This window comes from Vibrio sp. M60_M70, from assembly GCF_037162085.1.
GTDB classification, from domain to species: Bacteria; Pseudomonadota; Gammaproteobacteria; order Enterobacterales; family Vibrionaceae; genus Vibrio; species Vibrio diabolicus.
In genome coordinates, this window is sequence record NZ_JARLUL010000001.1 from 1,202,846 (window position 1) to 1,221,620 (window position 18,775).

At 44.7% G+C, this 18,775-nt stretch carries 16 protein-coding genes, 1 tRNA gene and 2 pseudogenes; 15 read left to right on the plus strand and 4 right to left on the minus strand.

The annotated features are described in order from the left end of the window. Nucleotide 1: 1 nt before the first annotated feature. The 10 genes and pseudogenes from P4S59_RS05635 to P4S59_RS05680 all read left to right on the plus strand — a co-directional run bounded on the left by P4S59_RS05635 (nucleotide 2) and on the right by P4S59_RS05680 (nucleotide 8,862). Complete coding sequence (locus P4S59_RS05635; protein WP_005378298.1) at nucleotides 2-445, plus strand: ExbD/TolR family protein; 444 nt, start codon at nucleotides 2-4, stop codon at nucleotides 443-445. A gap of 13 nt (nucleotides 446-458) precedes the next feature. Beyond that, nucleotides 459-1,525: pseudogene (tolA, locus tag P4S59_RS05640) on the plus strand (cell envelope integrity protein TolA). A 12-nt stretch (nucleotides 1,526-1,537) separates the two neighbouring features. After that, a complete protein-coding gene (tolB, locus tag P4S59_RS05645; protein WP_337168069.1) occupies nucleotides 1,538-2,890 on the plus strand; it encodes a Tol-Pal system beta propeller repeat protein TolB in 1,353 nt (450 codons plus the stop codon). 30 nt (nucleotides 2,891-2,920) lie between these two features. Continuing rightward, nucleotides 2,921-3,445 carry a peptidoglycan-associated lipoprotein Pal gene (pal, locus tag P4S59_RS05650; RefSeq protein ID WP_337168070.1) on the plus strand — a complete coding sequence of 175 codons (525 nt, stop codon included), beginning with the start codon at nucleotides 2,921-2,923 and terminating at the stop codon, nucleotides 3,443-3,445. 15 nt (nucleotides 3,446-3,460) lie between these two features. Continuing rightward, nucleotides 3,461-4,216: a tol-pal system protein YbgF gene (gene ybgF / locus P4S59_RS05655; RefSeq protein WP_337168071.1), complete on the plus strand. Its 756-nt coding sequence runs from the start codon at nucleotides 3,461-3,463 to the stop codon at nucleotides 4,214-4,216. Nucleotides 4,217-4,469: 253 nt separating this feature from the next. Beyond that, nucleotides 4,470-5,531 (plus strand): quinolinate synthase NadA, encoded by a 1,062-nt coding sequence (nadA, locus tag P4S59_RS05660; RefSeq protein ID WP_337168072.1) that lies wholly within the window; start codon nucleotides 4,470-4,472, stop codon nucleotides 5,529-5,531. Nucleotides 5,532-5,649: 118 nt separating this feature from the next. Next, nucleotides 5,650-6,693, plus strand: coding sequence for a potassium channel protein (locus P4S59_RS05665; protein ID WP_337168073.1), 1,044 nt, complete (start codon nucleotides 5,650-5,652; stop codon nucleotides 6,691-6,693). Then, nucleotides 6,693-7,109 (plus strand): DUF350 domain-containing protein, encoded by a 417-nt coding sequence (locus P4S59_RS05670; RefSeq protein WP_337168074.1) that lies wholly within the window; start codon nucleotides 6,693-6,695, stop codon nucleotides 7,107-7,109. The genes P4S59_RS05665 and P4S59_RS05670 overlap by 1 nt, the downstream gene beginning before the upstream one ends. A gap of 8 nt (nucleotides 7,110-7,117) precedes the next feature. Next, the gene (locus P4S59_RS05675; RefSeq protein ID WP_005390768.1) at nucleotides 7,118-7,687 is read left to right on the plus strand and encodes a DUF1190 domain-containing protein; all 570 of its coding nucleotides are present in this window, start codon (nucleotides 7,118-7,120) and stop codon (nucleotides 7,685-7,687) included. Nucleotides 7,688-7,695: 8 nt separating this feature from the next. Beyond that, a complete protein-coding gene (locus tag P4S59_RS05680; protein WP_337168075.1) occupies nucleotides 7,696-8,862 on the plus strand; it encodes a glutathionylspermidine synthase family protein in 1,167 nt (388 codons plus the stop codon). A 73-nt stretch (nucleotides 8,863-8,935) separates the two neighbouring features. Here P4S59_RS05680 and P4S59_RS05685 read toward each other — a convergent pair whose 3' ends face one another. After that, nucleotides 8,936-9,547: a YecA/YgfB family protein gene (locus P4S59_RS05685; RefSeq protein ID WP_005390772.1), complete on the minus strand. Its 612-nt coding sequence runs from the start codon at nucleotides 9,545-9,547 to the stop codon at nucleotides 8,936-8,938. Nucleotides 9,548-9,600: 53 nt separating this feature from the next. Between P4S59_RS05685 and P4S59_RS05690 the strand changes: the two are divergent. The 4 genes and pseudogenes from P4S59_RS05690 (at nucleotide 9,601) to P4S59_RS05705 (ending at nucleotide 13,822) form a co-directional block, all read left to right on the plus strand. Continuing rightward, a pseudogene (locus P4S59_RS05690) lies at nucleotides 9,601-12,019 on the plus strand (ATP-binding protein). Between the two features lie 518 nt (nucleotides 12,020-12,537). Continuing rightward, nucleotides 12,538-12,987, plus strand: a complete 450-nt coding sequence (locus P4S59_RS05695; RefSeq protein ID WP_047008566.1) for an L-alanine exporter AlaE — start codon at nucleotides 12,538-12,540, stop codon at nucleotides 12,985-12,987. A gap of 144 nt (nucleotides 12,988-13,131) precedes the next feature. Continuing rightward, nucleotides 13,132-13,219: transfer RNA gene (locus P4S59_RS05700), tRNA-Ser, on the plus strand. Between the two features lie 93 nt (nucleotides 13,220-13,312). Further along, nucleotides 13,313-13,822 (plus strand): DUF6538 domain-containing protein, encoded by a 510-nt coding sequence (locus tag P4S59_RS05705; protein ID WP_337168076.1) that lies wholly within the window; start codon nucleotides 13,313-13,315, stop codon nucleotides 13,820-13,822. A gap of 26 nt (nucleotides 13,823-13,848) precedes the next feature. Here P4S59_RS05705 and istB read toward each other — a convergent pair whose 3' ends face one another. Together istB and istA are read right to left on the minus strand one after the other, a co-directional pair. Then, complete coding sequence (gene istB / locus P4S59_RS05710) at nucleotides 13,849-14,589, minus strand: IS21-like element ISVch3 family helper ATPase IstB (RefSeq protein WP_238131037.1); 741 nt, start codon at nucleotides 14,587-14,589, stop codon at nucleotides 13,849-13,851. Nucleotides 14,590-14,599: 10 nt separating this feature from the next. Further along, nucleotides 14,600-16,132, minus strand: coding sequence for an IS21 family transposase (gene istA, locus P4S59_RS05715; RefSeq protein ID WP_337167981.1), 1,533 nt, complete (start codon nucleotides 16,130-16,132; stop codon nucleotides 14,600-14,602). Nucleotides 16,133-16,364: 232 nt separating this feature from the next. Here istA and P4S59_RS05720 point away from each other — a divergent pair, with 232 nt between their 5' ends. After that, complete coding sequence (locus P4S59_RS05720; RefSeq protein ID WP_337168077.1) at nucleotides 16,365-17,615, plus strand: site-specific integrase; 1,251 nt, start codon at nucleotides 16,365-16,367, stop codon at nucleotides 17,613-17,615. A 127-nt stretch (nucleotides 17,616-17,742) separates the two neighbouring features. Here P4S59_RS05720 and P4S59_RS05725 read toward each other — a convergent pair whose 3' ends face one another. Then, complete coding sequence (locus tag P4S59_RS05725) at nucleotides 17,743-18,681, minus strand: hypothetical protein (RefSeq protein WP_258479911.1); 939 nt, start codon at nucleotides 18,679-18,681, stop codon at nucleotides 17,743-17,745. Nucleotides 18,682-18,775 lie beyond the last annotated feature (94 nt).

Below are 18,775 nucleotides of genomic sequence, written 5' to 3' on the forward strand. Positions count from 1 at the left end.
CATGGCGGGTTATCAACCTAAAAAGCGAAAAATGACAGCGGAGATCAACGTTGTTCCGTACATTGACGTAATGCTCGTACTGTTGATCATTTTTATGGCGACCGCTCCATTTGTGACTCAAGGCGTCGATGTTGATCTTCCGAAAACATCGACCGCTGAATCTATGCAAGACCTTGCTGGCGAAACTGACAGTAGTTTTATTATCATCGAAATTGATAGCGAGGGTAATTTAGGCCTAAGCGTAAACGATGAAGAAGTTCAGCGAGGTTTGTCGTTGCAAGATGTTATTGTGCGAGTGAAAGCGGAGCGAGAGGTTAAGCCAGATTCACCAGTTGCGGTAGGTGGCGACGCGGCAACACCATATGCCGATGTTGTTCTATTACTGGATGAACTAAGTCGAGCTGGTATCCCTAAGGTAGGTCTAATGACCGATATCAGGGAATAGACATCAATTATCTATGAAAGATCGCAAGAAGAAACCCAACCAATACGCCAAACCGATAGCAATATCGGTTGGTTTGCATGCAATTCTAGTTGCAGCCCTGCTTTGGGGACGGACTTCAACATGTCTAAACCAGAGCCTACAGGGCAAATGGTTCAAGCTGTTGTCATCGATCCAAAACTTGTGCAGCAACAAGCGAAAGAAATTCGCCAGCAACGCGAAAAGGCAGCAAAAAAAGAACAAGAGCGTCTTGATAAACTGAGACGCGAAGCAGAGCAGCTAGAAAAAAACCGTAAAGCTGAAGAAGAGCAAATTCGCAAGTTGAAAGAACAGCAAGCGAAAGATGCTCAAGCGGCACGAGAAGCAGAAGCAGCACGTAAGAAAAAAGAGCAAGAGCGCAAGCAGGAAGAAGAACGCGTTCGCAAAGAAAAAGAGCGAGCTGCTAAGCTAGAGAAAGAGCGTAAGGCAAAAGAAGAAGCTGTGCGTAAAGCTGAGCAGGAGCGTTTAGCGAAAGAAGCGGCTATAGCAAAAGCTGAGCAAGAACGTCTAGCTCGTGAAAAGGCGGCAAAAGAAGCGGAAGAAAAAGCACGTCGTGAGCGTGAAGCCGCTGAAAAAGCTGAACAAGAGCGCATCGCAAAAGAGAAAGCGGCAAAAGAGGCGGCAGAGCGAGAGCGCAAAGCGAGAGAAGCTGCGGAACGTGCAGAGCGCGAGCGTAAAGCGCAAGAAGCCGCGCTAGATGATATTTTTGCAGGCCTTGAGGATGAGGTTAGTAAAAATAGTGCTGCTCGAAATCAATTTATTGACGACGAACTTTCTCGAATGTCATCCATCTATACTCAAAATATTCAGCAAAAGTTGATTAAGGATGACTACTTGCTGGGAAAGGAGTGTAGGGTAAACATCAAATTGATTCCGACAGGAACTGATATGATGGTCTCTGGTGTTACCGTTTTGAGTGGCGATACTCGAGTATGTGCAGCGGCGAAGCGAGCGATAGCTCAGGTAGGGACGTTCCCTAAATCTTCAGAAGCTGCGGTAAACGAAAGACTAAAAGACATCAACATAACTGTTGCTTTGGACTAAAAGGAATAAGACGTGATTAGACGCCTTTTACTAGGAATGTTTGTACTGTTTAGCAGTATGACAAATGTGGCGAATGCCGCATTAGAGTTGGTCATTACCGATGGTATTGATTCAGCACGACCAATTGCTGTTGTTCCGTTTAAGTTGGAGGGTACTCAAGCGCTTCCAACGGATATTTCTGCTGTTATTGCCTCGGATTTGCAACGCAGTGGTAAGTTCAGCCCCGTTCCAACGAGCAAGATGCCACAAACTCCGTTCAGTGAATCAGAAGTCAATTTTGATGCCTGGACTAATTTAGGTGTAGATGCTCTGCTGACTGGCTCAATCAAACAAAATGCTCAAGGTGATTATGTTATCAACTACCAACTTGTTGATATTGTGCGTGGTCAGCTAACGGGCGGGAAAAGTAAAGCGCTTGGTAGCGATGGCGAATTAGTACTGTCAAAAGATCATGTGCTGTTCAATAAGGTCGCGACCGTTCAAGGCCCTCGCATGCGTGAGTATGCTCACCGCATCTCTGATTTGGTGTATGAGCAGTTAACGGGTGACCGTGGTGTCTTCATGACCCGTATTGCATACGTGGTGGTGAATGATAAAGACCGTTTCCCTTACCAACTTCGTGTGGCTGATTACGATGGTTACAACGAGCGCTTGGTTTTACGTTCTAAGCAACCATTAATGTCACCAGCATGGTCGCCAGATGGTAAAAAGCTTGCGTATGTTAGCTTCCAAAATGGTCAAGCAGAAATCTTTATCATGAACATCTACACCGGTGAGCGTGAGAAGATTACTTCATACCCACGTCATAATGGTGCGCCAAGATTTTCGCCTGACGGCAATAAGTTAGCGATTGTTCTCTCTAAGACAGGCTCGCTTCATGTTTATACGTTCGATCTTAACACTCGCAAGCTGACGCAAATTACGCGTGGCAGATCAAATAATACGGAACCGTTCTGGCATCCAGATGGAAAATCGTTGATTTTCACATCGGATAGGGGTGGTAAACCACAGATTTATCAAGTAAATTTGGGCAGCGGTTCTATTGACCGTTTGACTTGGCAAGGCAGCCAAAATTTGGGTGGCCAGATTACTCCTGATGGGCGATTCCTAGTAATGGTGAACCGCAGTAACGCAGGATTTAACTTGGCGAAACAAGATTTGGAAACTGGTGCTCTTCAAGTCTTAACTAAGACCTTGCTTGATGAGTCTCCTAGTATTGCCCCAAACGGTGGCATGGTTGTGTATAGCTCGATTTACAACAAGAAAAACGTACTATCGATGGTGTCAATTGATGGTCGATTCAAAGCTAGATTACCGGCAACAAATGGGCGTGTTAGAGCGCCTGCATGGTCACCGTTTTTGTAGTAATAAGTTTGATTAATAAAGGAAAATAAGATGCAACTGAACAAGGTTCTAAAAGGGCTACTAATCGCGCTTCCTGTAATGGCTGTTACAGCGTGTAGTTCAAGCGACGACGCTGCTTCTAACACTGATGCAGCAACAAACAACAATGGCGCAGTTGAAACAACAGTAGCTACGCCAATTGATCAAAGCGGTCAGCTAACAGAGCAAGAGCTAAAAGAGCAAGCACTACGTGAAACTCAAACAATCTACTTTGCTTTTGATAACTCAACAATTGCAGCAGATTACGAAGAGATGCTTGCAGCTCATGCTTCTTACTTAAGCAAGAACCCAGCTCTTAACGTAACTATCGAAGGTCACGCTGATGAGCGTGGTACTCCTGAGTACAACATCGCTCTTGGTGAGCGTCGTGCACAAGCAGTAGCGAACTACCTGCAAGCACTAGGTGTTCAAGCTGACCAAATCTCAATCGTTAGCTACGGTGAAGAGAAGCCACTTCTTCTAGGTCAATCAGATGAAGTTTACGCTAAGAACCGTCGCGCGGTTCTAGTATACTAATTCGAGGTAATCCTCATGTTCAGTAACACTAAGCGCGCTGTTGCGCTTACGTTACTGGCAAGTGCAGCGAACTTTGCGTTCGCTGTACCAGCTCCAGTATCCGATCTCAACAGCACATCATCCGTCTCTAAGAGCCGTTCATCTGAAACGGAAGTAGAGCGTCTAGAGCGCTTACTACAAAACCGCAATCGCGTTCAGCTCCAAATGCAACAGCAAATTGACCAAATGTCACAAGAGATCAGTGAATTACGTGGTCAATTAGAGCGAAATAGCTACGAAATGAAGCAAATGTTGCAACGTCAACGAGAGTTGTTTGTCGAGCTAGATCGTGTGCGTGGAGAAATCAAATCCTCCGCGCCTGCGCAAGAAGCGAAACCGGCTAAAACAGGTGGTCAGTATACGCCAAATGTTGATGAGCAAACGGCATACCAAAATGCAGTCGACCTCATTCTCAAGAAACGTGACTACACTGGCGCAATTGCAGCGTTCCAGCAGTTCCAGAAAGATTATCCTGACTCCACATACTCAGCGAATTCTCACTATTGGCTAGGCCAATTGTACTTCGCTAAGAAGCAGGACAAAGATGCTGTAAAGAGCTTTGCTGCGGTGGTGTCTTATAAAGACTCCAATAAGCGAGCCGATGCTTTGCTCAAGTTAGGTGAAATCGCTGAGCGTAATAACAATGCAGCTCAAGCGAAAAAGTACTACCAACAAGTGGTTGATGAATACCCAGGTAGTGCATCTGCAAAACTTGCCAGCTCTAAGCTGTAAGACGTTATGTTTTAAAAAGGAAGCTTCGGCTTCCTTTTTCTTTTCCGTTTCTTTATCGGTGGTGATCGAATAAATCGAGAGGAATGGCATCGAGCCTTTTATCCCCATCTTGCAACGGATCCTTTCAATCAGAAATGCTACCTGTAACAAAGATATACGGCTAGATAGCTAGAAATCCCCGCGACAAGTTGGTTTTTGAAAATTAACGAGGTTACAATACTCGGATTAAAGGAAGTTGCGTAGAGCAAGAGCAATGAGCCATATATTAGATAAAATCGACACTGTTTACCCATTCCCACCGAAGCCAGTTCCATTAAGCGAAGAAGAAAAAGCGTCTTACATTGAGCGCATTAAAAAGCTGCTAAAAGAAAAGGATGCGGTACTTATCGCACACTATTATACCGATCCTGATATTCAAGCCCTAGCGGAAGAAACGGGTGGTTTTGTTGGTGACTCCTTGGAAATGGCGAAGTTTGGTAATCGTCATCCTGCAAGCACACTGATCATTGGCGGTGTTCGCTTTATGGGCGAGTCGGCCAAAATCTTAACACCAGAAAAGCGAATTCTAATGCCAACGTTGGAAGCGGAATGTTCGCTCGATCTTGGCTGTCCAGCGGATAAGTTCAGTGAGTTCTGTGATGCTCACCCTGATCACACGGTTGTGGTTTATGCAAATACGTCTGCCGCAGTTAAAGCTCGTGCCGATTGGGTCGTTACATCAAGCATTGCGCTTGAAATCGTGGAACATTTAGACGCCGAAGACAAGCCAATCATCTGGGGACCAGACCGTCACCTAGGGTCGTACATCGCTAATAAAACCGGCGCAGACATGCTGCTATGGCAAGGTGAGTGTGTGGTTCATGATGAGTTTTCTGCTGATGCGCTACGCAAAATGAAGAGCGTGTATCCAGATGCGGCTATTTTGGTTCACCCTGAGTCACCAGCAAGCGTCGTAGAACTTGCCGATGCCGTTGGATCAACGAGTCAGCTGATCAAAGCAGCGAAAGCGCTTCCTCACAAACAAATGATCGTTGCGACAGACAAAGGCATTTTCTTTAAAATGCAGCAACTAGTGCCAGAGAAAGAACTTATCGAAGCTCCAACCGCAGGTGCTGGCGCAACATGCCGTAGCTGCGCACACTGCCCTTGGATGGCAATGAACGGTTTGAAAGCGATAGAGAAAGCGCTTAGTGAAGGCGGTGAAGAACACGAGATCTTTGTTGATGAAGAATTGCGTGTTAAATCGCTCATTCCGTTAAATCGTATGTTGGACTTTGCTGAGCAGCTAAATATGCAAGTGAAAGGTAATGCTTAAAAAGTAGGCGTAACTGAAAGTAAATCTCAAAAACCAGCCGAATATGGCTGGTTTTTTTGTGTCTTACTATCAATGAGTTACTATTGATGTAATCAATGAATGTCGAGGTTATAAATTTATGGCGGTGTGGTTAGTAGTTAAAAAGTGGCTTAGTTCACACCTTTTTAAATTGAGCAACCGAAGTCTTCTCATCTTTAGTGGCTTATATGTGAGCCTTTCATGGGGACTGCTCGTTCTCGCTGGTGAAACCGCATTAACAGACAGCTTCTCTAACTTTATCTATTACCTTATGGTTACGGCGAGTACGGTTGGCTATGGCGATTATTCTCCAGTGACAGATTTGGGTAAATGGGTTGTTGTACTGTTTGTGATCCCAGGCGGCTTGAGCCTATTCGCTGCATTATTGGGACGTGTCGCTGGAGCAGCGATGGATTACTGGCGAGCGGGTATTTTAGGAAAACGGAGAGTAAGAGTGGAAAACCATATTGTATTGTTGGGTTGGAATGGATCGAGAACGATGCACCTTATTCGCATGTTACAACATGAAGAAGAGGGGAAGCGTCCGATTGTTTTATGCAGCCGTTCAGAAATAGAAAATCCGTTGCCAGGCGAGATCAGTTTTATCAAAGTGACCAGCTACACGGATTCACAAGAGATGAAAAACGCCAATATTGCTGAAGCAGCTTGCGTTATTGTTGATAACCTCTCGGACGATATTACGCTGTCAGCTGCGCTGTACTGCGCTTCTGTGAATCCTTCCGCACATTTGGTCGCTTACTTTAAAGATGAGGCGTTAGGCCGTCTTTTAAGTCAACACTGTCCTAAAGCGGAATGCATACCTGCAGTTGGCGCAGAAATGCTGGCAAAAGCGGCGGTAGATCCAGGCTCAAGTGCACTTCACCAAGAGCTATTAGCTTCAACACGGGGTATGACTCAATACTCGGTCATTTATCCTGAAAGGCTGCCAGTAACTACTGTTGAGAGTCTCTTCGTTTTTCTCAAAAGACGTCATCATGCCACGCTAATTGCTTTTGACATTGGCCATGGTATTCAACTCAACCCAGATTTAGATGCTGAAGTACCACCGAGTACCAAGCTGTTTTACATTGCAGATGAACGTATTGAAGATTTTGCCTGGAAAGAAATGAACAAGGAACAATAATGCACATGATTGCTAATCTGTTAGCAGGTTTTCCCAACTTTTTACTCTATTTTTCTGTTTCTATTATTTTCGTTTTGGCGTTTAAGTTCATCTACGTCAAGCTTACGCCTTACGATGAATGGCACCTGATCAAAGAAAAGCAAAATACAGCGGCAGCGATTGCACTGAGTGGCGCATTTCTTGGTTATTGTATTGCGATTTCGGGGGCGGCAAAAAACTCAGTCAACATTGTCGATTTTATGGTGTGGGGCGTTGTTGCAATGCTGGCGCAGATCATTGCATTTGCGATTGTACGTTTTGTTTTACTTCCAAAAGTGACTGAGCGTATCGAAAAAGATGAGCTGCCTGCCGGTATTGTATTAGCGGCTGTTTCTATATCGGTCGGTGTATTAAATGCCGCTTGTATGACGTACTAGGAGGGACGATGAAGCGGAGTTCTAACGTTAAACGTTCTTCCATGGACAAAAGTTTAAAGCTTGGGAAAATTATTCCCTTTGCTGCTTTTGGCGGTATTTTCTTCTTTGCGACACAAGAATCGAAAACCGAAGGCTACATTTTTTCTGACGCTGATGAATGCAAATCAAACTCGCCAGAGTTCAGTGAGCAGTGTGACATTGCTTATCAAGAAGCTTTGGCTCGCGCCGAACGAAATGCCCCTCGCTACAACAATGAGTTCGAATGTGAAAATGATTTTTACGAAGACGATTGTTACTACAGTTCCAGTTCCCGAGCTTATGTGCCTCACTTTGGGGGCTTCTTTTACAGTCGAGCACTGAGCGGTTTGAAAGGTTACAACAAGAGCTATTACTCTGAACCAATGTATCGCTATAAATCCAAATTCTATAATGGTGCCGGACAATTTTTTGGTTCCTATCGTAATCAGCCGACGAAGGTTGCGACCAGTAACCTAAATAAACGTGGTGGCGGAACTATTGGTAGAGCAATGTCTCGAGGCGGGTTTGGTAAAGCGGTATCGGTCAGCCGAGGCGGTTAATAAGCACTATGTTTCGACGAGAAATACAAGAACGAGAAAACTGGCGTGAGTTAGCACGCCAGTTTGGTTTTGGCTTCCATTCCATGTATGACCAACCGTATTGGGATGAGAGTGCTTACTATCAATTCACGCTTGAGCAAATAGAGAACGATATTGAAGCGCCCACTGAAGAGCTGCATCAGATGTGCTTGGCTATTGTGGATGAAGTAGTTCGGAGTGAGAGGTTGCTGACGCAATGTGCGATCCCTGAATTTATGTGGGAGCAGGTTGCTTCTTCGTGGCACCGAAATGAACCCTCACTCTATTCGCGTCTGGATTTTGCATACAACGGAACTTCGCCAGCTAAGTTACTGGAGAACAATGCGGATACGCCGACCAGCCTGTTTGAAACGGGTTTTTGGCAGTGGGTGTGGTTAGAGGATGTTGTAAATAAAGGTCTAATTCACCAGAGCGCGGATCAATTCAACATTCTTCAAGACTTTTTGATTGAGCGTTTTTCCGAGATAGCCAAATATCAACCCGGGCAAACCCTTCACTTTAGCTGCTGCAAGTACACTGAAGAAGATAAAGGAACTGTCCAGTATTTAGAAGATTGCGCGCGCGAAGCTGGGTTAGCGACGGCGTTTGTTTATGTCGAAGATATTGGTGCGACGGAAGATGGTCAGTTCGTGGATGCAGATGACAGAGCGATTCGTTGGATGTTCAAGCTTTATCCGTGGGAGTTTATGTTTGAAGAGGAATATGCGAAATACCTAGCGACCGCGAAAGTGAATTGGTTAGAACCCATGTGGAAGTCGATTCTATCCAACAAAGCACTTTTACCGTTATTGTGGGAGCGCTTTCCGAATCATCCTAATCTTTTACCTGCCTATTTTGCTAACGATTCAAAAGCGAACACTTTGAAAGACTATGTAATCAAACCACTATTCTCTCGAGAAGGCGCGAATATTGAGATCGTCAAAGGTGGGAAACGCATACTCAAAACAGCAGGGCCTTATGAATCTAAATTCAATATCGTCCAGCAGTATCGTCCGTTACCCAAGTTTGGGCAAAGCCATACATTAATTGGCAGCTGGTTAGTCAACGATAGAGCCGCTGGGATTTCGATTCGGGAAGACACTAGCTTAGTCACGCAAGATATGGCGCGATATATTCCACATGTGATTTTAACATGATCAAAAAAGCTCTCCATCCAGAGAGCTTTTGTCTATTCTGCGGTTCAATCTTGATGGTCGACAGCGTTGTGTCTTATTGTTCTTCAGCTAATGCAACACCACGCTGAGTAAGACCACATAGCATCACTGGCATGGCATTGAAGATCTCTTCAAACTGTTCTAAGCCTTCCATGCCTTGTTCTGCCAACGTTTCAATGGTCGTTTCTGGATCGTAAAGCATCGTAAGAGAAAGCAAAACACCGCCGAGCAGAGCATTATCTTCGCTGTCCTCTGGCATTAGCGTTTCCCAGTCATCACGAGCAAGTTGCCAACCTTGTAATACACCTTCACAGAAATCACGGGTCTGGCTTGTTACAATATCTTGTTCATCTAACGCGCATCCTTCAGGCCACTGCCAAGATCCTTCTAGAAGAGCAGGACGAGTTTGGTTCCACATTTGTACAATCTCATCAATGTATTGCTCTAATTGCTCACCGTCAGTAAATGGCGCTGTTTCTTCACCACCCCATAAGAATGGCAACCACTCTTGAGGCATTAATACGTTTGGCGCAGCAGCCATCGCTGTTACAAAGCCTTGAGTTTTTGCTAGGTTTAGTAGTTTACCGTCAAGTTCTGGGAGAGAAAGGATGTCTTGTAGTTTCAAAATAGAATACCATTTGTTAATGGGCTGGTTGATTGCGCTCATCTTACCAATCAATTTGTGATAAATCGATATTAGGGAATGATTCACAGACATCTATGGAAATTCGCTCATCACTTAGAAAAAAAGCATTCTCGCCCTGACACTGTACCTGTGTTTCTTTATCGCAACGATTGGTTCTGTTGCCTATTTGGTTGTCGAGCCTCCGGTTAGGCAAAAGCTAGAGCAAAACCTAGAGTTACGCACCCAACTCCTTGCTCTAGAGATTAAAGAGCCTCTCCTTAGCTCTACCGGTGTATTGAGTAGCCTTGCAGGACTCGCCCAGGGGACTGAAAATATTCAATCTCTCAACACGACAATTCCGCATATTCTCCAATTGAGTGATGAGATGCTCGTCAGTGGTGGCGTATGGCCTAAACCAGAACTCAAAGCTGAACAATGGCGATATAAAAGCCTATTCTTCAACAAAAACAGTGATGGCGGTATTGACCAAATTCACTCCTACAATAATCCTGAATCTGGCGGCTATGATAATGAACCATGGTATAAGGCAGCTGCTGACGCGCCAGTTGGTTCTGTGAGTTGGTCTACGGTTTATATCGACACTTTTACTCAGGTTCAGATGATTACGGCGTCTTCCCCATATTATCAAAACGGTCAATTCGCTGGCGTTGTAACGGTAGACTTATCACTTGATGCACTTTTTCAGTTTATTCGAGAGCACACGAACCTGCATTCTTTAGGTGTGGTGGTTCGCGATGCTGACTCGAACGTGATTATTGAGCACAACTTCCAACTAACAGACGAAATTTATGTCAGTGAGCTTGATTTTGGAGAGTTCGATTGGCGCATGGAAGTTGTCAACGCGAAAGCTAAAGTAGCCGATCAAGTGTTTGAACAAGTCATGAGTGTTGAGGGAGGATCATTCCATTCTTACTCTTGTGTGTACTGGTCGGGTATTACTTGCTGAATCGTTACATTGTCGAACCGATTGTCCGTATTGCCGCTAAGATTGATGACTCGAAAACTGGCGGGATCATAGACATTGATTACGATAGCGAAGATGAAATTGGACAGCTCATCGAGAAGTTCAATGAAAAAACCATCTATCTAGAGCAAGAGAGAATAAAAGCCCAGGCTTCGACGAACGCTAAAACGGCATTTTTAGCCACATTATCCCATGAGATTCGTACGCCAATGAACGGTGTATTAGGAACTGCTCAGATATTGTTAAAAACGCCACTCACCGATGATCAACGTAAGCACCTGAGAACACTTTATGACTCAGGTGATCATATGATGACGTTACTTAATGAGATTTTAGATTACTCAAAAATTGAGCAAGGACATGTTGAATTCGAAAATACGCCTTTCCCAATTGAGTCGATCATCGGCAGCATAAAAAGTGTTTATCAAACACTATGTGCAGAAAAAGGCCTTCGCTTTAGAGTCGTGTCTCATTTACCAACAGGGCGCTGGTACAACAATGACAAAGCCCGTCTGCGCCAAGTATTGTTTAACCTACTAAACAACGCTGTCAAGTTCACCGACCGAGGCATCGTAGAGGTAGAGCTGACAGAGAAATCGAGCAAGGCAGGTACCAAGCTTATTCTCGCGGTGAAAGATACGGGTATCGGTATTTCTCAAGAAGCGCAAAAACGCATTTTCCGTCCTTTTGAACAAGCGGAGTCCTCGACGACTAGGCGGTTTGGTGGTACAGGGCTTGGTTTGGCGATAGTAAAAGAAATTGCCGAGCATATGGGAGGGCATGTGATTGTACAGAGTCAAGAGAATGTCGGGACAACCTTTACCGTCGAGATCGCGCTTACGCCTTGTGAGCCTGGGAAAGTGGAAGCAGTCAATACACATAAGCTGAATTGCAAAGGTTTGAAAGCGCTCATTGTCGAAGACAACCGAACAAATGCGATCATTATGGAAACTTTCCTAAGAGCCAAAGGCTTTGAGTGCACAAGTGTTGAAAATGGTCAGCTTGCCGTCGATGAGGTGGCCGTTCAGTCATTTGATTTGATATTAATGGACAATCATATGCCTGTTCTTGATGGTGTTGGGGCGATATCAGCCATTCGAGCGATGAGTTCGCCTGTAAAGTCGGTACTGATCTTTGGCTGCACAGCGGATGTATTCAAAGAAACACAAGAGCGCATGATAAATGTAGGAGCCGACCACATAATTGCGAAACCAATTGTGGAGTCTGAATTAAATGATGCGTTGTATCTCCATGCAGCACGTTTATACCAATACCAGTCGGACTTTGGTGATAATACAACGGATATCCTTGATGCGGAAAAGTGGCTACTAAACTTCTATGTTGCTCTAGATAATGGTCATCTCAACGAAGCGCTAGAGGCTATTTCAGCGATTATTGCTCAAGTCACCCCTGATGCTAATAAAGACGTTTCTTTAGTTGCCGAGCGAATAAGGCGTAACTTAAAGCGTCAGCAGTCTCCAAACCAAGATGATATCGATACATTAACGCTCTTGCTCGCATCATCATAGCTTAATCCATATAGCGCGATTCAACGCAATCATGAATTGTCTTTACTCTTCATACCTAACCTTAGCTGAATCGTCTGTTTTTTCCTTACTTTCAATGAGCTTAGCGCTGCTGTTGGATTCTGTCATAAGAGAAACGGTGCGGCTCTCAGTTGCGCTCACATCGGGAATACTCTGAATTTTTACAACTCAGTAGCATAAGTTATTAGAATGATCGTTTATTCCCCGAACTTTATCCTAACCCTCCATCCAAACAATCACTTATCCCACTTTTTGTGTAAGTTAAATCCGTATTTTTCTACCATTTTTACGTCATTTTAAGCGTGTTTAGTTGTTAGTGGTGAAAAAAACTACTTTCATTTTAAAAAATGGTTATAAATTTACAACTTGATTTCAAATACAGTGCCATGCGCTGCTTTTTATGTGATTTAATTGTCTTATTAACTGGTCATGTATTTGTTTGATGGTTGATAGTTTTATTTTGTTTATTATTGGTAGTATTTAATTTTAGGAGCTGGTTAATGAAGTCTCGTGGACCATTTTGTATTCGTCACGCCGCAGCGGATACCTTTGCTATGGTTGTTTTTTGCTTTATCACAGGGATGATTGTCGAGATTTTGATTTCAGGGATGACGTTTGAGCAATCTTTAGCATCACGTACACTATCTATTCCAGTGAATATTGCTATTGCTTGGCCGTATGGCGTTTTTCGTGATTGGGTACTACGTCAGGGTAACAAGGTATCGCCGTCTTCATTTATGAAAAACGTATCTGATCTGGTCGCTTATGTGCTTTTTCAGTCTCCAGTTTATGCGGGAATTTTATTCGCAGTTGGTGCGTCTACAGACCAAATAGTGACCGCGGTGACAAGTAACGCCATTATTTCTTGCGGTATGGGTGTGTTGTATGGGTACTTCTTGGACATGTGCCGCCGTTGGTTCCGTGTTCCCGGTTATTCTCAAGGCATCTAAATGCCCCAGTTTTGCTCAATTTAGTTACTTAGTGAGCAATCGAGTGGAAAAGGGCGCTTTTTTTTATGTTTAGCCTTGACCATCAGGCACATAATCATTAAATTAGCGCCTCGTTAGCCAATGATGCTAACCAAAAATTGATTCGGTGAGTTGTCCGAGTGGCTGAAGGAGCACGCCTGGAAAGTGTGTATACGGCAACGTATCGAGAGTTCGAATCTCTCACTCACCGCCACATTCTATAAGCCCTTGTAGTGTAAGAACTTCTTATAATACAGGGGTTTGGTGTTTTAATGTAAGCTGCCTACTGGTACAAAGAGTAGGTACAATGTCGAACATCATGGCAAGTCCTTATAAGCATCCCCAAACTGGTGTTTACTACTTTAGAATGGCTGTCCCCAAAAAGCTGGTTCCTATAATCGGTAAGACAGTCTTCAAGAAATCTCTTCAAACGAAAAACCTTTCTGAAGCAAAGCAGCGCTTTCCTCAGCATCTTGATGATGCGCTCAAGCAAATCGACTTCGCTAATTTAAAGCTATCTAATTCATCTGATATTGAGCTTAATGTCCGTGATTGCGCGATCATTGCCGAGCGTTGGTATCTGCGTGTCAAAGATGAGGTTGATGGTAATGGTAACTATGATTGCTATCTTCGATATGAATGGTATGGCGTTGAGGGCGATAAGCGTCTCCACGTATTCGGCTTGTCTGACACATTTGAGTTTAGTGGTCTAGATGCGTCAAAAGCTACTGAAGAAGAATACCAAGAGCTTTTGGAAGGCTTGATGCGTATTTCGGTGATTGCGAACGCTTGTTTCGGTTTATTCCGAACACCTTAACCAGCACTTTTTCTCTTTCCCTATTTTTACTCTAAGTGTTCGGATTGCGCCAGTTTTCTCATTGATTCTCCTCCCAGTTCTATTCGATGACTATTGTGAACTAGACGATCCATTAGAGCGTCAGCGACAGTGGCGTTGCCGATCATGTTGTACCATTCTTTTACTGGTAACTGGCTGATGACGATTGTGCTGCTGTTTTGGTAACGATCTTCAAGTACTTCTAACAAGTGACCAGCATGCTCTTGAGTCAGTTTTTCCATCCCCCAGTCGTCGAGGAGTAGTAAGCCTTTCTTAGCCAGCGACTGAAGTTGTTTTTGATAACTACCATCCAGACGACCTGCGGTCAGGTCATCGAGCAAGCGAGTTAATCGGTAGTATCTGACCGTTTGCTGTTGGTCGCAGGCGCTGGTTGCCAGTGCGCAACCAAGATACGTTTTACCTGCGCCTGTTGGGCCTGTGATCAAGATGTTCTGGTGCTTGTGCAGATAGCCACCCGTTAGCAGTTCGCTCATCTGCTTGCGGTTGAGGTTTCGTCCCTCCTTGTAAATAAGTTGGCTCGGCTGAGCATCCACTCTCAGCTTGGCTTGTCGTTTCAGGCGTTGGATTTTGGTTTGATTGCGATTCAAGATTTCACTTTCCAGAAGTAGGCTTAACCTCTCCTCGAAGTCCAGCTCTGCGTAGGTGGTCAGTTGCTCTTGTTGCTGCTCTAACGCTTTCGCCGCATGACTTAAGCGCAGGGTTTTGAGTTGGTCATTCAGTGCGTTCATATCCTTTCTCCTAGTGATAACAGTTCGGGCCACGAACATTGCTGTGAACAAGGTTCGGCGTATTCGCTTTATCTTTACTCAGGTGCCCCTCACGATTGTTCTTGAGTAGATTGTTGACGAAGGTGTAATTGGGTTTTGTCAGCATCAATGCATCTTTACAGGCTTGTTCTAGGCGCGACTCGCCATAGGTTTTACTCAGATTGAGCAGCCCAAGACAGGAACGATAGGCCTGCTCTGGATGAGGTTTGGCGTTCAGCATCTTATTGACGACTTCTCGGGTGGCTGGGCCGATATTGGCTCCCCAGTTGAGCAAGCGTCCAGGCGACCACTTTTGATGTTGATGGTTACTCGGCATGTGCTCTGGTTGAGTGCTGTTTCCACGTTCCCTTTGGCTGCGTGGATGTTGAGCGATCAAGTTACCTTGGTGGTAGATCTGCACCAGACGGTTGGAGGCTTCCAGCTCGACATGGTGGCCAACCAGTTGATGGGGAACCGAGTAGTAGTGACGGCGATATTCGATGTGATAATCAGGCCCAACTTTGGCTCGCTTGGTTTCGGTATAGAGATATCGCTGTTTAGGAAGGGGCTTTAACGCGGGTTTATCGAGTTTGTCGAACAGTGCTTTGCGGCTCGCACCATACTGCTTCATCTCACGTTCGTTTAAGTCATTCATAAGCTCACGGATGGCGAGGTTCAGCTCTTTAAAGGTATGGAAGGTTTGATGGCGAAGTCGCATCATGATCCAACGTTCCACTAGGAGGACGGCATTTTCTGCTTTGGCTTTGTCTTTCGGTTTGTAGGGGCGAGCTGGCATCACGGCAGTTTGATAATGATTTGCCAGTTTTTGATAGCTTTCATTAAGCCTCGGTTCATAACGGTTAGGTTTGCTGACCGCGCTGCGTAGATTATCGGGAACCAAGAGATGGGGGACGCCACCGAAGTGCTCGAAGGCATTGGCATGCGCCTCTAACCAGTAAGACTTCCCTTGGCTGGGGAAGGCTTCCACATAGGTGTAGTTGGACGCGCCTAAGCTTGCTACGAACACTTCTGCTTCGCGCACTTCACCTGTATCAGGGTTGACCACTTGAAGCCGAGGCCCACAGTAATCGATAAACAGCTTATCACCTGCAACATGGAGCTGACGCATACTGCGCTTTTGGGTTTTGAACCAACGAGTGAAGTGCTCGCAGAACTGAGTGTAAGCGTAAGCTTGCTCTTGATATTGCTCATGGTACTCCTGCCACAATAACATCTTTGTCATGCCTTTACGTTTGAGTTCGACAGCGTACTGAGCGAAGTCTGGCATAACCTTGTCTCGACTGGCTTGCTTCGAATGATATAGGGCTTTGGTAAGGTCCGTATCACTGCAACCTTCTGGGAGAGGCCAGCCTATCTGACTTTGCTTAAAGCGAGCGACAAGCTCTGAGACTGTTGCAAGGCTGACATTGAGACAACTAGCAATACTACGGTAGGACAACCCACACTCGTACTTAAGGCGTAATATCTCTTTGATTTTGTTCATTGGAGTTCTCTTTTTAGCCATTGTCGCTTCCTTACGTTCTTGTTTAAGAAGTAAAGAATAGCGAGCTATTGATTTAAAAGAGAAAAAGGAAGGATTTCGGGCATTCCGAACGCGGTTTTCGCTATTCCGAACGCTGATTTCGGAGTTCGCTTAAAAGTGTTCGGATAATCGCGGAATGTACGTTCGGATTAAACCGAAATAGGTGTTCGGGTCATACCGAAATGGCTGTTCGGAATGCTCCGAAATACGCAGCTTGAAAGATTTCATTGAAGAACAGCTAAAGATAGAAGGTTTAGTTGTATGTGAGACAAGCGCTTCATATAGACGTTTGGTTTACGCTTTTTACGATTACGCCCGTCGAGTTGAGTCTCTCTGTTTGGCTCGTCACAAGCGAGACTTTGGGTATGAGCCAGTGGCCACTCCAATCGCTAGTGAGCCCCTTTCAGTGTCTAAGCCTGATAAGATACCGTCTAGGGTTTTGAAACCATCTCAGAACTCCATTTCGAGCCTATTGAAGCGTTACCTTGAGTCTGCATCTATTAATGGCAAAGCTTCTCAATCCTTGGCAGAGGTTGAGTCTCAGATAGAGCGTCTTATAGAGATAATAGGGGATCTAGACGTTGCTGATGTAACGAGAGGTCATATCTCAAAATACAAAGATACCCTGTTACAATTACCTAAGTCTAAAGCTAAAGAGATTAGAAACAAATCAGTACCTGAGCAGCTTGAGCTTGTTAAGACAAAGGGGCTCGAAACAATAGCTCCTTCAACCGTTAAGACTATTCTCAGAAAGACTTCTCCTGTATTTGGCTATGCTGTTGAGCTTGGTCTGATAGACGTCAACCCATACAAAGGTGTAACACTTCCTAAAGTGCAGAATAAGTCAGCGGTTGCCGAAGCTAAAGGCTTTAGCCCTAGTGAGATCAACCAGTTATTTCAGTTTGATATATTCACTGACGCTACTGCTAATAAGCCTTATGGCATGGCTTGTTATTGGGTACCACTTCTATGCAGGTATACGGGCTCTCGGATTGAAGAAATGGTTCAACTTAGAAGGTCAGATATACAACAGTCAGACGAAGGTATTCATTTTATTTATGTTCGTGAGGGTGAAGAGCAGAACGTAAAAAACGTTAAGTCAGTTCGACAAGTACCGATTCATGATCATCTCATTGATTTGGGCTTTTTGGATTATGTGGCGTCCTGTGGAGAGTTTCTATTCCCTGAGCACAAGCCAAACAAACACGGTAAAAGGTCTGGTGCTATTGGTAAGTGGTGGAGTAAACAGGTCAAGACGTTAGGCATAACCAAGCAGCCATCACACTCGTTTAGGCACTCTTTGAGAACAGCTTTGCGTGGCCTAGGAGTGGTTGATTCTGTTAGTGATGCTATCACTGGTCACGCTCCGGCTAATATCGGAGCAGCATACGGTACGGTTGATATTAAGGCTAAGAAGAAAGCAATAGACTGTTTGCCTAGGTTGGCTGTCCCACGTCTTTGGTAGTTTTTCGTTAATGTCTTTACACTGTTGTGTACACCTAAAGTCTCCCCACTGTACACACGTGTACACTTTGGTTTGAATTGGCCCGTAGGCCTTGTGGTATAAGGCTTACGAGCTCACAATGTCATTTCTAAAAGTCGTAGTTTTCGGTTACGTTAGGGGCTTTATTTCCACTGTTTTGATCTTGAATACTCCCTTCGATACTCCCAGCTTGTTCCAGCCACTTACTCCGTTGAGATATCGAGATACCTAATTGAGATCCCCTAGTGACCTTTCTTAAACCTTCCCTGAAGATATCCTCTCCAAAGAACTCAACGAGGCGGCTGATGCTATTTGAGACGTCTTTAATTTGCTTTTGCTCCCACTGCTCATCATCTTTGTCAGATATATCATCCTTGCCCTTAAAAGCATCTGAGAGACGTCTAATCTTCGGGAACCCCTTAGAGTCCCAGCAGCTTTGGGGTAGGTAATAACGTGACTCCAAGCCAAACTTGAGGTCTTCAACAAAGCTCTCTAGGTCGTTCATCTCGATGTCAGTCCCTAATGCTTCTTTACAAGCTTTTAAGCCGTTAGCAATGTGTGCAGCCTGACCACGACTACATCCAACAATCTCACATACTTGAGAGACGCTTAGGTCAAACTCTCGGTTAACAATTAGCTTGCGAAACTTAGCTTGCATTGCTTCATCTTTAGTAACTCCAACCCCATGTGCTTGGTTGACATCTTGGGCTGCTGAGAATGCTTCAGCATAAGTACGATTTTCTATGATCAACGAGTTAATCATCAATTCAGCATCGGGGTTTTCTTCAAGGTACTTCAGACAAGCTCCAGTGCGGTGAAAACCATCCACTACGTAATACTTATCATCAACCACAAAAACAGTGATAGGCTGCCTTATAGGCTGTCCATTACGAAGGTCTTCAAGAATCTCCTTGCTTTGGCTCTCTTGCTTAATCTCTTGCGCTGAACGTACTCGTTTGTCTTTTATGAGTTCAACGTCACGGGCTTGCATCGCGGGATCGAGTATGAGAGTTCGAGGGTCTAAATACGCAAATCTGCTATCTGCCATGAATTGATTCATAGTGTGTTATGTACCTGTAGGTCTATGACTGATTATTAATGTTTCTCTTTTTGGTTTGATTGGAACCCTAGAAGGGGGAGGG